We start from the raw sequence: 14,231 nt of genomic DNA on the forward strand, positions 1-14,231 counted from the left end.
AATCAATTTTAGTATCCATAAAACCAGTATTTGTTCATTTGTACTCGAGTAGGGCCTGGCATCAAACCCCATAGAGGGCCCATACCAAAAACTCATTAAAAATAATGACAATAAAACCGGAGATGATCATGTCCACACCGGCACAAAGCGATCTGACCAAGGCATTTTCCGACGTAGCCAGCAATTACCGTGGTACCAATGATATCGACCTGCATGCGACCTATCGCGACATGCGCGCCAATTCCCCTGTACTGCAAGACAACTTCATGGCGCGCCTCGGGGTGCCATCCATCGCCGGGCTGGACGCCGCACGGCCTACCTTCACATTGTTCAAGTACGACGACGTGATGGCTGTGATGCGCGATGCTGGCAACTTCACCAGCGGCTTTATCGCCGAGGGTCTGGGCGCCTTTTTCGACGGTTTGATACTGACCGCGATGGATGGCGAGGCGCACAAGAACATCCGCAGCCTGCTGCAACCGGTGTTCATGCCCGATACCGTCAATCGCTGGAAAGAAACCAGGATTGACCGGGTGATTCGTGAGGAGTACCTCAAGCCCATGGTGCCGGCAAAGTCGGCCGACTTGATGGACTTCGCGCTGTATTTCCCCATCCGTGTGATCTATTCGCTGATCGGTTTCCCGGAAGACCGGCCGGAGCAGATCGAGCAGTACGCGGCCTGGGCGTTGGCGATCCTGGCGGGTCCTCAGGTTGACCCGGAGAAGGCCGCGGCGGCGCGTGGCGCGGCGATGCACGCCGCACAGGCGTTGTATGACGTGGTCAAGGACGTAGTAGCCGATCGCCGCGCGCAGGGCGGTACGGGCGACGACCTCATCAGTCGCCTGATCCAGGCCGAGTACCAGGGCCGATCCCTGGACGATCATGAAATCGCGACCTTCGTGCGTTCGCTGCTGCCGGCGGCCAGTGAAACCACCACCCGTACCTTCGGCACCCTGATGTCGCTCCTGCTCCAGCACCCTGAAGTACTGGAGCGGGTGCGCAATGACCGCAGCCTGGTGAACAAGGCCATCGATGAAGCAGTGCGCTTCGAGCCCGTGGCTACCTTCAAGGTGCGCCAGGCCGCCAAAGACCTGCAGATCCGCGGTGTACCTATCCCGCAAGGGGCGATGGTGCAGTGCATTGTCAGCTCCGCAAACCGCGACGAAGACGCCTTCGAACACCCCGACGTATTCGACATCGATCGCAAACCGAAGCCTTCGTTCGGCTTCGGCTTCGGTCCGCATATGTGCATCGGCCAATTCGTGGCCAAGACCGAGATCAACTGCGCGCTGAACGCGATTCTCGACCTGATGCCCAACATCCGCCTAGACCCGAGCAAGCCCGCGCCGCAGATAATAGGCGCGCAGCTGCGCGGTCCGCATTACCTGCATGTGCTGTGGGATTGAAGCAGCCCCTGGTCGTCGCTGATAGCCTTGCATTCGACTAAATATGAACACAAACAAAAAAAGTGTTTAATTTTAGTCGAATCTGCTCTATGCTTCATTCACAACAACAAGCCCGAATGCGAAGGGGATAGCCATGAAAGTTGAAGATCTGATTCTCGTCAGTGTCGATGACCACGCGATTGAGCCGCCCAATGCCTTTGCCCGCCATATGCCGGCCCGCTTCAAGGGGCGCGAGCCGCATGTGGTCAAGAAAGGCGAGCGCGACGTCTGGGTGTTCGAGGAGCAGGCCACCGGCTACATGGGCTTGAACTCGGTAGTCGGCCGGCCGAAAGAGGAATACGGCATGGAGCCGCTGGGCTACGACCAGATGCGTCGTGGCACCTGGAACATCAAGGACCGTGTCGACGACATGAACGCTAACGGCGTACTGGGCTCCTTGTGCTTCCCCACCTTCCCGGGCTTTGCCGGCCAGCGCTTTCAAGTGCACGGCGACCGCGCCGTGTCGCTGGCTGCAATCCAGGCCTATAACGACTGGCACCTGCACGACTGGTGCAACGCCGCTCCGGGCCGTTTCATCCCGCTGATGATCGTACCGTGGTGGGACATGAAGGCCGCCGCCGCTGAAGTCGAGCGCCTGGCACGGCAAGGCGTGCATGCCATTTCGCTGTCGGATAACCCGGCCATCCATGGTTACCCGTCGATTCACAGCGACTATTGGGACCCACTGTGGAAGGCCTGTAGCGACAACAAGGTGGTCATCTGCTGCCATATCGGTACTGGCGTGAAAGCGAATCATGCGTCTGACATGTCGCCTATTGATGCCTGGATCACGTCCATGCCTATCTCCATCGCCAATTCGGCGGCCGACTGGATCTGGGCGCCAATGTGGAAGAAATTCCCCGACCTGCGCATGGCCCTGTCCGAAGGGGGCATCGGCTGGGTCCCCTATCTGCTAGAGCGTGCTGACTTCACTCACCGCCATCACAACGCCTGGACCAACTCCAACTTCGGCGGGAAGATGCCTAGCGATATCTTCAACAAGCACTTCATCACCTGTTTCATTGAGGACAATTTCGGCCTCAAAAACCTGGATTTCCTCAACGCCGACATGGTTACCTGGGAAAGCGATTACCCACACTCCGACTGCACATGGCCCAACTCGCCGGAAACCGCCTGGGAAGGGCTGCAACACCTCTCCAAGGACGTCATCGACAAAGTCACCCATCTGAATGCGATGCGCGAGTTTTCCTTCGACCCATTCTCCATCCACGGTCGCGAAAACTGCACGGTGGGTGCGCTGCGGGCCCAGGCCACACACGTCAGCATCGAGCCCGCCCTAGGCCTGGGCGGCGCCGACCATGGACGCCATGACAACAAGCCTGTCACCTCCGGCGACATCAATGCGATGTTCGCCCAGGCTGACGCGCAAACCGCGTTGTAAGTCGCCCACCTTGCTTCAGGTGTCGCGCATCGGCGGCTGAAGCAAGGGGGCGGTTCTGTGGTCGCCTCAAGCGGGGCGATTGCGCCTGTGTTCAGCGTTAGAGAGCGCATATGGCCATCAGTCAATTCAGCTACAACTCCATCCCTCCCGAGGCCGAGGCGCTTCGCGCCGACGTCCGGGCATTCATTCAGGCCCATCTGGCCGATTATCCACCGACCTTGCGTGCCCATTCCTGGATGGGCTTCGATACCGAATTCAGTAGGCAGCTGGGCGCCCGTGGCTGGGTCGGCATGGCATTGCCCAAAGCCTACGGTGGCGCGGCGGCGGGGCCATTTGCGCGTTATGTGGTCATCGAGGAACTGCTGGCTGCCGGTGCGCCGGTCTCGGCCCATTGGATTGCCGACCGCCAGAGCGGGCCGCTTATCAACCGCTTCGGTACCGAGCAGCAGAAGCAGCGCTATCTGCCTGCCATCTGCCGGGGTGAAAGCTACTTCTGCATCGGCATGAGCGAGCCCAATTCCGGCTCGGACCTGGCCTCGATCAAGAGCAATGCGCTACGCGAGGGCGACAGCTGGCTGCTCAATGGGCAGAAGGTCTGGACCACCAACGCGCACCATTCGCAATACATGATTGCGCTGGTGCGCACCGGCGAAAAACAGGCCGCGCGTCACGAGGGTATGTCGCAATTCATCGTCGACCTGAGCCTGCCAGGGATTACCATCCGGCCAATCCGCGACCTGGCCGGGGGTGAGCATTTCAACGAAGTATTCTTCGACAACGTTCGCCTACCCGCCGACGCGCTGATCGGCAGCGAAGGCAAGGGCTGGGAGCAGGTAACTGCGGAACTGGCGTTCGAGCGCAGCGGCCCAGAGCGCTTTCTCAGTTGCATGGCGCTGCTCACCAGCCTGATCGACGCGTTGGGCAAGGTGCCCGATGCCCTGCAGGCACGGGAGATCGGGCGCCTATCGGCCAGGCTACTGACGTTGCGCAACATGTCGCTGTCGGTCACCGCACAACTGGCTGCAGGGGAGCATCCGGCCTGGGCCGCCTCGTGCGTGAAAGACCTGGGCAACGTGTTCGAACAGGAACTGCCGGAAATCGCGCAGTTGCTGCTGGACACCGAGCCGCGCCAGGTCGGTGGCAGCGAATACGCACGGGTGCTGGCCTACCTGACGCAAATGGCGCCGTCTTTTTCACTGCGTGGCGGTACGCGCGAGATTCTACGCGGCATCATTGCCCGTGGCCTGGAGTTGCGATAATGCGCGAATTATTTGAGACGATGATCGAACGCCTTTTTGCCGATCTGTCCACCCCGGCCTATGTGCTTGGTTGCGAGGGCGGCGAGTGGCCAGCCGAGCTCTGGTCTGCACTCGATGAGTCAGGCTTTACCCTAGCGGGCGCCGCCGAAGCGCTAGGCGGCGCGGGCGCCAGTTGGGCGGATATCTATGTAATGGTCCGAGCCGCCGGGCGCTATTCGGTGCCGGCCCCGCTGGGCGAGGCCTTGTTGGCCAACTGGCTGCTGAGCAAGGCGGGCCTTGAAGGGCACGAAGGCGCTTTGAGCATCGCCGCCCATGCCGATTTGGCCCTGATCGATGGGCACGTCAGCGGCACCGCCCGCGCCGTACCCTGGGGGCGCAATGTAGATGCCGTGGTGGCCGTCGCCACCACCGATGCAGGTACACCGCAGGTGGTGTTGCTGCGACGCAGCATGGCCTGCGAACTCACCCCCAGCCTCAACGTGGCGGGAGAGCCGCGCGATGACCTGGTCTTCCGTGGTGCGCGCGTAGTTGCCCACGCACAGCTGCCTGATGGCCTCGGTGTCGATGTCCTGGAACTTGGCGGCGCGATGCTCCGCTCGGCGCAGACCGCCGGTGCGCTGCATGCGTTGCTGGACATGACCGCCAACTATGCGCGAGAGCGCAAGCAGTTCGGCAAGGCTATCGGGTCGTTCCAGGCGATCCAGCAACAGCTGGCGGTACTGGCCGAACAGACGGCCGCTGCCAGTATTGCCGCTGAAGCAGCCTTTTGCAAGTCCGACGACGGGCTCGCGGCATTGACCATCGCCGTAGCGAAAATCAGTACCGCCGACGCCGCGAGTGTCGGCGCCAGCATCGCCCATTCGGTACACGGCGCCATTGGCTTCACCGAGGAATACCCGCTTCACCTGCTCAGCCGACGGCTGTGGGCATGGCGCAGCGAGTTTGGCTCGGCCAGCCTCTGGAGCCAACGCCTGGGCGCACAAATCTGCCAGGGTGGCAGCGACGGGTTCTGGCCATTGTTGACCCACCACGGCAAGCAACCATTGACCGGCCTTGCGAGCAATTGACTATGACCCCTTTTCTTCAGATCGAGCGCGAGGGCGGTATCGTCACTGTGCGCATGAACCACCCGGACACCCGCAATGCCCTGACCACACCGGAGCAGATCCAGGAGTTTGTCGATCTGTGCGCCGCGTTGCGTCGCGACAAGTCCGTCAGGGTCATGGTGCTGACCGGCAATGGCAGCGCCTTTTGCGCCGGCGGCAATGTCAAGGATATGCACGAGCGTGCTGGTATCTTCGCAGGCTCGCCCTATGAGCTGCGTAACACTTACCGTGATGGCATTCAGCGCATTCCGCTGGCGCTGTACGACCTGGACATTCCGGTTATCGCCGCCGTCAACGGGCCCGCGATTGGAGCGGGCCTGGACCTTGCCTGCATGTGTGATATCCGCTTGGCATCCACCTCGGCGGTATTCGCCGAGAGCTTCGTACGCCTGGGTATCGTGCCGGGCGATGGCGGTGCCTGGTTGCTGCCGCGAATCATCGGCGTTCCCAAGGCGAGTCTGATGTCCTTTACCGGCGATACCATCAATGCGGTCAAGGCCCTGGAATGGGGGCTGGTTGAGCAGGTGTGCGCGCACGAGACCTTGATGGCCGAAGCGCGTTCGTTGGCAGGGCGCATCGCTAGCAACCCGGGGCACTCGCTGCGACTGTGCAAGCGCTTGCTGCGCGAAGGGCAGCACATGCGCCTGGACTCATTGCTCGAGCTGTCGGCGGCTTACCAATCGCTGGCCCACCACACTGAAGATCATCAAGAAGCCGTTTCGGCGTTTGTCGAAAAGCGAAATCCCGACTACCTCGATCGGTGACCGCATAAAGGCACAACCGACGGAATTTTGGAGTATTGAAGATGCGTGGCGTTTTCCGTGAAGACCACAATATGTTCCGCGAACAAGCGCGCCGGTTCGTCGATCGTGAGATCGTGCCCTACCTGCATGAGTGGGAAAAGAACGGCATTGTGCCCAAGGAGGTCTGGCTCAAGGCGGGGGAGACCGGACTTTTGTGTTCTACGGTACCCGAGGAGTACGGCGGGCCTGGCGGGGACTTCGGCCACTCGGCGGTGATGATCGAAGAACTGGCGCGTGCCAATGCAACCGCGGTGGGGTTTACTACCCACTCCGAGATCGTTGCCCCATACATTGTCGCCTACGGGAGCGAGGAGCAGAAACAGCGTTGGCTGCCCCGGATGGTCAGCGGCGAGCTGATTGGTGTGATCGCCATGAGCGAGCCAGGTATCGGCAGCGACCTGCGCTCGATGCGGACCTTGGCGCGCCGGGAGGGCGATGATTATATCGTTTCCGGGCAGAAGACCTTCATCACCAATGGGGGTAATGCAGGCCTGACGGTGACCGCGACCAAACTCGACCTCAGCGCCAAGGAGCTCACCCTTATTTGCGTCGAAGAGGGGTGCCAGGGGTTCTCCAAGGGACGGTTGCTAGAGAAGATTGGCTTGAAGGGCCAGGACACCGCCGAATTATTCTTCGACGATGTGCGGGTGCCTTCCAGCAATCGGCTCGGAGAGGAGGGGCAGGGCTTCAAGTACCTGACTCATCAATTGGCATGGGAGCGCCTGATCATCGCGATTCGCGCCGCCCAGTCGATCCAGACGCTACTGGAAGAGACGATCGAGTACACCCGGGAGCGGAAGGTATTCGGCAAGCCGGTGCTGGATTTCCAGAACACCCGGTTCAAGCTCGCCGAAGCAAAGGCTCAGTTCACCATGCTGAGAGTATTTGTCGATGATTGCCTGGCCAAGGTCATGCGCGGTGAGCTGCCCGCGGATGTGGCGGCCATGGCCAAACTGCTGGGCTCGGAGATGCAGGGCAAGCTACTTGACGAATTCCTGCAACTGCACGGCGGCTATGGGTTCATGAGCGAGTACAAGATCAGCCGAGCCTGGGTCGATGCGCGTGTTGCGAGGATCTACGGCGGTACCTCGGAAATCATGAAAGAGATTATCGGTCGCACGCTTTAGGCGCCGACGGGCAGGGCGTGGCAGTGCTACCAGTAAGGTCACCGGAGAAATGAAAACAATGAGCCTTTATCGAGCGTTCACAGGTGTTTGCTTGTGTCTTGCTTGCTTGTTCGCCATGGCGCAGCCGCCGTTGAGTGACGTCTACGATGCTGAAAGCCAGCGCGCTCGTGCACTGCTGGCGAAGGCGGTGGCCCGTTATCAGGCCAGCGGCGATAACGCCCTGGCCGAGTTCAGCCGCCAGGGTGAGTTCGTCGATGGCGAGTTGTACATCTACGTGGTCGATACCTCTGGGGTGATGCTGGCCAGCGGCGGGCCATCGGTGTCGCTGGTCGGCAAACCGGTGGTGAGCGTGCTGGACGACGACCTCAAGGCCGCGTTTCGTCAAGCTATCGAGCAGCCCGCTGATGGCACCGTGCGCAGCGCCGAGTATCGCTGGTGGAACTGGCAACATGCCAAGGTAGAGCGCAAGCGCGTGTTCTATCAACGGGTGGGCGAGCGGGTGATCTCCGTGGGCTATTACATGCCGCGCTCCAGCTTTGAACAGGCCCGTGAGCTGCTGCAGCGGGTCGTGGACCAAGTGCACAAGGACCCAAACGCGGCCTTTGCCCTCATCAACCAGCACGACAAAGAGCTCACTCAGGGTGACCTGTATGCCTTCGTGGTGGACATCAAGAGCCAGCGCTTCGTTGCCCATGGCTTCCTGCCGCGCCTGATCGGTACGGATTTCAAGTCGCTGCGTTCCACCGATGGCCAGCCGATTGGCGAGGCTATGTTGCGGCAAATGCAACAGCATGAAACCGGTGAACTCGACTACCTGTGGCGCAACCCCATCACTGGGCAGAACGAGTTCAAGAAAACCTTATTGCAGCGGGTAAACGGGTATGTGGTTGCGCTGGGATACTACAGCGGTCAGTAGGCCGGCGCATCCTAATGCGCAGATCCTTTCGATCATCTGCTTCAACTTCATCGGGTACATATGCAGCGGCTTGCCGCTGGCGGTGCTGCCGGGCTTCGTGCTTCATGACCTCGGCTTGGGCGCGGTGCTGGCCGGCGCTGTGATCGGGGTGCAGTACGTTGCTACATTGCTTGCACGGCCGCTGGCTGGCAGCGTGGCGGACCGCTTTGGGGCCAGGTGCTCGGTGCTGTGCGGGCTCGGTGGCCTGATCGCTAGCGGCCTGTTGACCTGGCTTGCGCTTACGCTGCTGGCTCCAGTGTCGCTGTGCCTGGTGCTTCTGGTGCTGGGCAGGATCATCTTAGGTCTGTGTACCGCCATGATCTCCACGCCCTGCTGTACCTGGGCGATTGGCCTGAACGGTGTGCCCAGCACCGCCAAGGTGATGTCTTGGAACGGCATCGCGGCCTATGGCGGTGTGGCGGTTGGCGCGCCGTTGGGAAGTTTACTGGGCAATACGTTCGGCATTGCCAGTGTCGGGTTGTGCAGTGCTCTGCTGGCCTTGGTATTTGTGTTCATGGCGTTGGTCAAGCGCCCAGCGCCGATAGTGGCTGGGGTACGACTGGCCTTTCATCGGGTACTGCTGGCGGTGCTGCCCAATGGGATGGTGCTCATGTGCAGCTCGGTTGGATACGGTGGGCTCATGGCATTCGTCGCACTGTATTTCGACAGCCTGGGTTGGCAGGGTGCGGCGTTTTGTCTGAGCGGGTTTGGTGCGGGTTTCATCGTGGCGCGGCTGGCATTGCCGGGCATTCTGCACCGGTTGCGCGGCTACGCGGTGGTTGCTGGCTGCCTGCTGGTACAGACGAGCGGCCTGCTGCTGGTCGGGCTGGCACCGTCGCCGACACTGGTGATCGCAGGGGGCACCCTAACTGGCATCGGCGTGTCGTGGGTCTATCCAGGGCTAGGCATGGAAATGCTGGCGATGATCCCGGCGGCTAACCGAACCTTGGCGCTCAGTGCACTTTCATTGTTTTTTGACGTCGCAGTCGGGGTGGCAGGGCCGGCGCTGGGCCTGGTTGCTGCAGGCTACGGCTACGCTTGGGTGTTCCTTTGGTCTGCACTGTTGTCAGGGAGCGCTGGGGGGCTAGTTCTTCACCTGTATTGGAAATCCAGTTCTTTCCACCGTTGAACTCAATCTTTAGGGGCAGTAGTCATGAGCAATTCCATTTACGATATTTCCTTGCAGCAGATCGATGGCACAGCCAGCACCCTTGGCCGTTATCGCGGCAAAGTTCTATTGCTGGTCAATGTGGCTTCGAAGTGCGGGCTAACCCCACAGTATGAAGGTTTGGAAAAACTCTATCAGCGCAAGAAAGACCAAGGGCTGCAGGTGTTGGGTTTCCCAGCTAACAATTTCAAGGAGCAGGAACCCGGCAGCGACACTGAAATCGCCGAGTTCTGCTCGTTGAACTACGGTATACAATTCCCGCTGTTCTCGAAGCTGTCGGTCAACGGCGAAGATCGGCACCCGCTATACGCCGAGCTCACGGCTGCGCAACCCGAGACGATTGGTGAAGGCCCATTCAGGGAGCTGCTCAAGGGCTATGGCATCGTGGCTAATAACCGCACGGACGTGCTGTGGAATTTCGAGAAATTCCTAGTAGACCGGATGGGAAAGGTTGTCGCCCGTTTCGCTCCCGATGTGGCGGCTGACGACCCACGCTTGCTCGAAGCAATCGACGCTCAGTTGGCCAGAGGGGTATAAATCTGTGCTGACAATAGGTACGGTCAAGGCGCTTCACACACACCTTGGGCACCTGCGTGCCGAGCACAGCAAGATAGCGCTGGTGGCCACCATGGGCAACTTGCACGACGGGCATATCGCGTTGGTTGAGCTGGCCAGGCAGAAGGCCGACGTCGTGGTGGTCAGTATCTTCGTCAACCCCCTTCAGTTCGGGCTTGGCGAAGATCTGGCCAATTACCCCAGAACGCTGCAAGCCGACAAGGACCGCTTGGCGGCTGTAGGATGCGATGTGCTGTTTGCACCCACCGTCGAACAGATGTACCCGGATGGAATGCAGGATGTCACTCTCGTCAGGGTGCCACGAGTTTCTCAAGGGTTGTGTGGCGCCTCGCGCTCTGGCCATTTTGATGGCATGGCGACGGTGGTCATCAAGCTGCTGAATGTTGTCCAGCCGGACGTTGCGATCTTTGGTGAAAAGGACTACCAGCAGTTAGCGGTCATCCGTGCAATGGTGCGAGACCTCAACATAGGGACGCAGATCGTGGGGGCGCCGACAGTTCGTGCCCAGGACGGCTTGGCACTCTCTTCCCGAAATGGCTATCTGAGTGAGGAGCAACGTTCGATGGCGCCGTTGCTGCACAAGTGCCTGGTGGACCTAGCGTCATTGCTAAAGCTAGGGCAGGAGGTCGGCCCCTCATTGAATGGTTGCCGACGGCGGTTAGAGGCTGCAGGGTTCGAGCTTGAGTACCTGGAGGTCAGAAACGCGCAGAGCTTGGAACCGGCGACACACGATGACGACCACTGGGTGATTCTGGTTGCGGCTCGTCTAGGTAAGACGCGGCTTATCGACAACCTTGTGGTCGATGTTCTCTTTCCAGCGGTCGTTTCCACCTTGAAGTGAGAGGCGGATTTTCTTCTACAGGAGCTACCTACCGCGTGATTACCCCTTCGATTGTACAGCTCTCTACGGGTTCAGTTGCAATTACAATCTGCGAGCGGAGAAAACGAATCATCCAGAAGATCAACCAACCAGCCTGTTCGACCTGGCTTCCTGTTTGGGAAAGAACGTATCCTTTGCGTGCTTTTGTCTTTCGCACCCAAACAGTCCAGCAGGTGTCTCCAGCGCTTACAAGCAGCGATTGCTAGCTGATCGCGAACGAAAAGTGGTTCTTCAAAGTTCTTGGTGCTGTACAAATGAAGCGAGGCATGAGTGCGTGGCCCGCTGTTGGATAGTGTTCGGTCATTTATTACATAAGCTGCTGTTCTGATGTTAGTTACCCCCTGTTCGTCTCTAGCCGATTGCTGCCCTCCCTGTAGAGGATCCTACGCTTGAAACTTTGCGTGGAAATTTGCGGTGATCGAAGCAACGCAGAATACGAAGGTTGAGGTGACCAAAAAATAATATTGCATTGAAATAAATAAGGGGCGCATGCCCCTTATCTTGAGATTAGCCAATCGGCTGAGTATTCGCTGGTTCAGCAGAGCTCAGAATAGCTATCGCAATAAATAACCCATCGGTTGGCCGTTTTTATCGAAGCAGAGAATTGCTTCACAATATCCGCCCAGCTGATCGGCATTCGATTCGCTGATCTCGGGCAACCATTTACCCAGCTCCGCTATAGGCACCTTATTGTTGTTGATGTGGCAGTCGTCATCCAGACGTGGATTACACCAAGCGGTTTTGACTTCTGGCCATTCGGACCGAGGCGTGGAAGGGCCGTTTGAAGCGGCTGATGCAGCTCCGTCTTTTTCCAGATTCCATGCTGCCCAACCACCGTTGTACCGTTTGTCGAAGGTCGAAACCAGTTCATTATTCGGGACACCGGAATCCATGTAGAACTTCATAAGCAGGCTGCCTGCTTTTGCGTAGGAAACTTGGTGGGTTGTATTGATGTGGTATGCGACTGGCTTGCCATCAGTACTGCTACCTATGCGATACCATATCGAGAGCTGGAACGGTGTATCCTCTTTCCAGTTGCCAACCTCCGCACCTCGAACTCGACAACTGCCACGTTGACACATGCCATTGACTTTATTAGTTAAACGCACATTATGTTGACGTTGCGCATCCCAGAGTTCCACGTAACGGGTACTGGTAAGCCACGTGCAGAACAGCATAGGTTGACCCGTGTGAGCTGGTCTGGTGACACAGGGGATTGCGTCGGGTAAGCCGCTCGGTGACGTTTCATCAGGAAAGAAAGCCGCAGTACCTTGGTATGCGGAAATTTCAGCGTTAGCCTGAGCACAGGACGCAAGAAGAAAAATGCCAAAGATACGTTTCATGGTTTATTTCTGACTATGGCGGGGAGAGTGGAGTAAGCAAAACGACTATTTCTTGTAAACAATCTTGAGCTTTTTGTTGACGTAGTCCTTGATGATTTCGTAGTCGGGGTTGTATGTAACCAGCGTATGGCCTACACCTGCCGCGGCCGTTAGTGTTGCAATGGTCAATGTCGCAGGTGTTGTCAGCACGCTGAATACAGCACCGAGGGTGCCGCCCTGTACCACGGTACTTTTCACATCGCTTCTGACTCGACACTTCAGTCCCTGGCTTTCAATCTTGGTTTCAACCAGTTTGATGCCTGCCATGAATTGGCCTCTGAGGCCGTGAATCTGGAAGGATGCTTTGCTTTTCACAAGAGCCTCAATCTGCGCTTCATTCAGACCGGTTACGACGATCATGGTATTTCTCAGCTCCCTGCAAGGTATGGAGATCTTCAAGAGGTCGGAAATCGACCTTTTGAGTTGGGTCTCATCTTGCAAGGCCCTTCATGTCAACAGGTTGATGCTCAACCATCCAGGTTGATCTGGAGGGTGGCATGTCAAAAATTGATTCCAAGCAGTTGGCTGAGGTCGTGGGGCAGGCGATAGCTCGCCAACGAATGCGATGCAAGCTGAGTCAAGAGCAGGTCGCGGAGCGATTAGGAATAGGCAGTGAAGCTGTTTCCCGGATCGAGCGCGGGGTCGTGATGCCTAATGTTGAGCGTCTGGTGGAACTGGCGGCGATCTTTGGCTGCGAGACAGCCGATCTACTCACCGAGGGCAGCTCGCGTCCTGAGGATCAGGCACGTCGATTACAGGCGCTGCTGACCCCGTTGAATCTGGATGATCGGGCGATGGTGCTGGAGTTCGTGGAGCGTTTGGTGGCGCGTCTAAGTCGGGGCTAAGAGCTTTTCATAATGAAAGCCCGAGCTTTCACGCTCCTGCTGGGTTGGAGCTGCCAGGGCCGCTGGCAGCTTACGTATTGCGTCTAGTTCGATGGAGCCGAGGAATCTGCTCCGCTGGGCGCCAATGTATTTACCAGGCGGCAGAAAACCCAGCACGCCAACAGCATGGCAATTAGTAGTGGCGGAAACCGCACTATTAGAAGTACCAGCAGCAGAAGAGCCACGCTACCTGCGAGGATGCCAGCGAAAAAGAGCATGGCAAGGAAGACCCGTAGCAGTTTCATCAATATGTTCTCCTCAAAATTATCCCTGTTCAGCCAGCGGTAGGGATAAGTATCAGTCGATTCATTGCGCTTCAGCTTGTACATCCAGCTTCTCGGCTAGGCTGATTTTCGACGTACGTTGAGGAAGAACGGCTGGTGCCTGGTTTTCTTCGATAGGGTAGAACTCCTCGGCGATGGCCCTAACGTCTTCCTCGCTGTCCTCGAAGGCACCATTGTCGAAGCCACGCTGTGCCGCCTTATCCAAGGCTGTCTGATCGAAACCTGCTGTTTGCCGCTGCGATTCGAGCTCGCAGGCAGCCTTTAGCGCCTCCTTCATGTCCATGCCGGCCCGTACCGTCAGGTCGACATAGAAGATCGGGGTGCCGAGGCTTTGGCGAGTCGATTTGCCACGCAGACGCAACTCCAGCGGTAGGCAGGCTAGCCGATTACCCGAGATCGCCTGGAAGTAATGCAGGCGAGCCGCCAAGGTCCGGATGCTATTGAAACCCGTGGTGCGGAACACGAAGCTGCCCAGCGGATCGTCGTCGCCAATGACCACGTTCAGCCGGCCGTAGGGCTTGCACGCTCTACCCTGGGACAGCGGACAGGCGTCGGGCGAAGGGCAAGGAAACGACTGTATGCCGTCTTGGGTGACCCGTTTGCAGGTCTCGCCATTACCGACACATAGCGGCCGTCCAGACTGTCGATCGAACAAGGTGTAGTCGGCACGGAAATTCAACTCCGGCTCGTTGAATAGCATTCGCACCGGGATGTTGCGCAGCTTGTCTCCATGGCTCTGACGCAGTTCGTCGTTGAGCGGGTGCAACAGCCAACCGTCCTTGCTCTGTACCTGAGAGGTAATGGTGAACTGATCATCTTTTTCCGGCAGGCGCTTGCCGTTTTTCTCGATGACCTTGCCGATGGAGATGCGCCCGAGAACAGGGGGCGTCAGGGCTAAGCCTTTGAGCATCGTGATTCTCCTGGAAATGAAAAAAAGCCAGCCATGCAGAGCGAACTGCA

At 58.4% G+C, this 14,231-nt stretch carries 15 protein-coding genes; 11 read left to right on the forward strand and 4 right to left on the reverse strand.

Features of this window, described 5'->3' with window-relative positions:
• Positions 1–128: 128 nt before the first annotated feature.
• The 10 genes from B4I46_RS09875 to panC all read left to right on the forward strand — a co-directional run bounded on the left by B4I46_RS09875 (position 129) and on the right by panC (position 10,682).
• A complete protein-coding gene (locus B4I46_RS09875; RefSeq protein ID WP_046786392.1) occupies positions 129–1,406 on the forward strand; it encodes a cytochrome P450 in 1,278 nt (425 codons plus the stop codon).
• A 133-nt stretch (positions 1,407–1,539) separates the two neighbouring features.
• Positions 1,540–2,847: an amidohydrolase family protein gene (locus B4I46_RS09880; RefSeq protein ID WP_046785926.1), complete on the forward strand. Its 1,308-nt coding sequence runs from the start codon at positions 1,540–1,542 to the stop codon at positions 2,845–2,847.
• 110 nt (positions 2,848–2,957) lie between these two features.
• Positions 2,958–4,106 (forward strand): acyl-CoA dehydrogenase family protein, encoded by a 1,149-nt coding sequence (locus B4I46_RS09885; protein WP_046785927.1) that lies wholly within the window; start codon positions 2,958–2,960, stop codon positions 4,104–4,106.
• Positions 4,106–5,173 carry an acyl-CoA dehydrogenase family protein gene (locus tag B4I46_RS09890; RefSeq protein WP_286899933.1) on the forward strand — a complete coding sequence of 356 codons (1,068 nt, stop codon included), beginning with the start codon at positions 4,106–4,108 and terminating at the stop codon, positions 5,171–5,173. The genes B4I46_RS09885 and B4I46_RS09890 overlap by 1 nt, the downstream gene beginning before the upstream one ends.
• A 2-nt stretch (positions 5,174–5,175) precedes the next feature.
• Positions 5,176–5,976 carry a crotonase/enoyl-CoA hydratase family protein gene (locus B4I46_RS09895; protein WP_046785929.1) on the forward strand — a complete coding sequence of 267 codons (801 nt, stop codon included), beginning with the start codon at positions 5,176–5,178 and terminating at the stop codon, positions 5,974–5,976.
• 41 nt (positions 5,977–6,017) lie between these two features.
• Entirely contained in the window at positions 6,018–7,142 is a 1,125-nt protein-coding gene (locus tag B4I46_RS09900) for an acyl-CoA dehydrogenase family protein (RefSeq protein ID WP_046785930.1), read from the forward strand.
• A 58-nt stretch (positions 7,143–7,200) separates the two neighbouring features.
• A complete protein-coding gene (locus tag B4I46_RS09905) occupies positions 7,201–8,058 on the forward strand; it encodes a cache domain-containing protein (protein ID WP_286899935.1) in 858 nt (285 codons plus the stop codon).
• Positions 8,024–9,226: an MFS transporter gene (locus tag B4I46_RS09910; protein WP_286899936.1), complete on the forward strand. Its 1,203-nt coding sequence runs from the start codon at positions 8,024–8,026 to the stop codon at positions 9,224–9,226. The genes B4I46_RS09905 and B4I46_RS09910 overlap by 35 nt, the downstream gene beginning before the upstream one ends.
• Positions 9,227–9,250: 24 nt before the next feature.
• Positions 9,251–9,802, forward strand: coding sequence for a glutathione peroxidase (locus tag B4I46_RS09915; RefSeq protein ID WP_286899937.1), 552 nt, complete (start codon positions 9,251–9,253; stop codon positions 9,800–9,802).
• A 4-nt stretch (positions 9,803–9,806) separates the two neighbouring features.
• The gene (panC, locus tag B4I46_RS09920; protein WP_286899938.1) at positions 9,807–10,682 is read left to right on the forward strand and encodes a pantoate--beta-alanine ligase; all 876 of its coding nucleotides are present in this window, start codon (positions 9,807–9,809) and stop codon (positions 10,680–10,682) included.
• A gap of 593 nt (positions 10,683–11,275) precedes the next feature.
• On the opposite strand, the gene B4I46_RS09925 is transcribed toward panC, so the two are convergent.
• Together B4I46_RS09925 and B4I46_RS09930 are read right to left on the reverse strand one after the other, a co-directional pair.
• A complete protein-coding gene (locus B4I46_RS09925) occupies positions 11,276–12,064 on the reverse strand; it encodes a hypothetical protein (RefSeq protein WP_080952103.1) in 789 nt (262 codons plus the stop codon).
• Between the two features lie 45 nt (positions 12,065–12,109).
• On the reverse strand, positions 12,110–12,463 hold the full coding sequence (locus B4I46_RS09930; protein ID WP_060494217.1) for a hypothetical protein: 354 nt from the start codon (positions 12,461–12,463) through the stop codon (positions 12,110–12,112).
• 137 nt (positions 12,464–12,600) lie between these two features.
• Between B4I46_RS09930 and B4I46_RS09935 the strand changes: the two genes are divergently transcribed.
• Positions 12,601–12,948 (forward strand): helix-turn-helix domain-containing protein, encoded by a 348-nt coding sequence (locus tag B4I46_RS09935; RefSeq protein WP_086974741.1) that lies wholly within the window; start codon positions 12,601–12,603, stop codon positions 12,946–12,948.
• A gap of 83 nt (positions 12,949–13,031) precedes the next feature.
• Here B4I46_RS09935 and B4I46_RS09940 read toward each other — a convergent pair whose 3' ends face one another.
• Positions 13,032–13,316, reverse strand: a complete 285-nt coding sequence (locus B4I46_RS09940) for a hypothetical protein (RefSeq protein ID WP_196996659.1) — start codon at positions 13,314–13,316, stop codon at positions 13,032–13,034.
• Complete coding sequence (locus B4I46_RS09945) at positions 13,294–14,181, reverse strand: hypothetical protein (protein WP_046785937.1); 888 nt, start codon at positions 14,179–14,181, stop codon at positions 13,294–13,296. Before B4I46_RS09945 ends, B4I46_RS09940 begins: the two co-directional genes overlap by 23 nt.
• Positions 14,182–14,231 lie beyond the last annotated feature (50 nt).

This window comes from Pseudomonas sp. UBA7500 (assembly GCF_002478435.1).
Classification (GTDB): domain Bacteria; phylum Pseudomonadota; class Gammaproteobacteria; order Pseudomonadales; family Pseudomonadaceae; genus Aquipseudomonas; species Aquipseudomonas palmensis.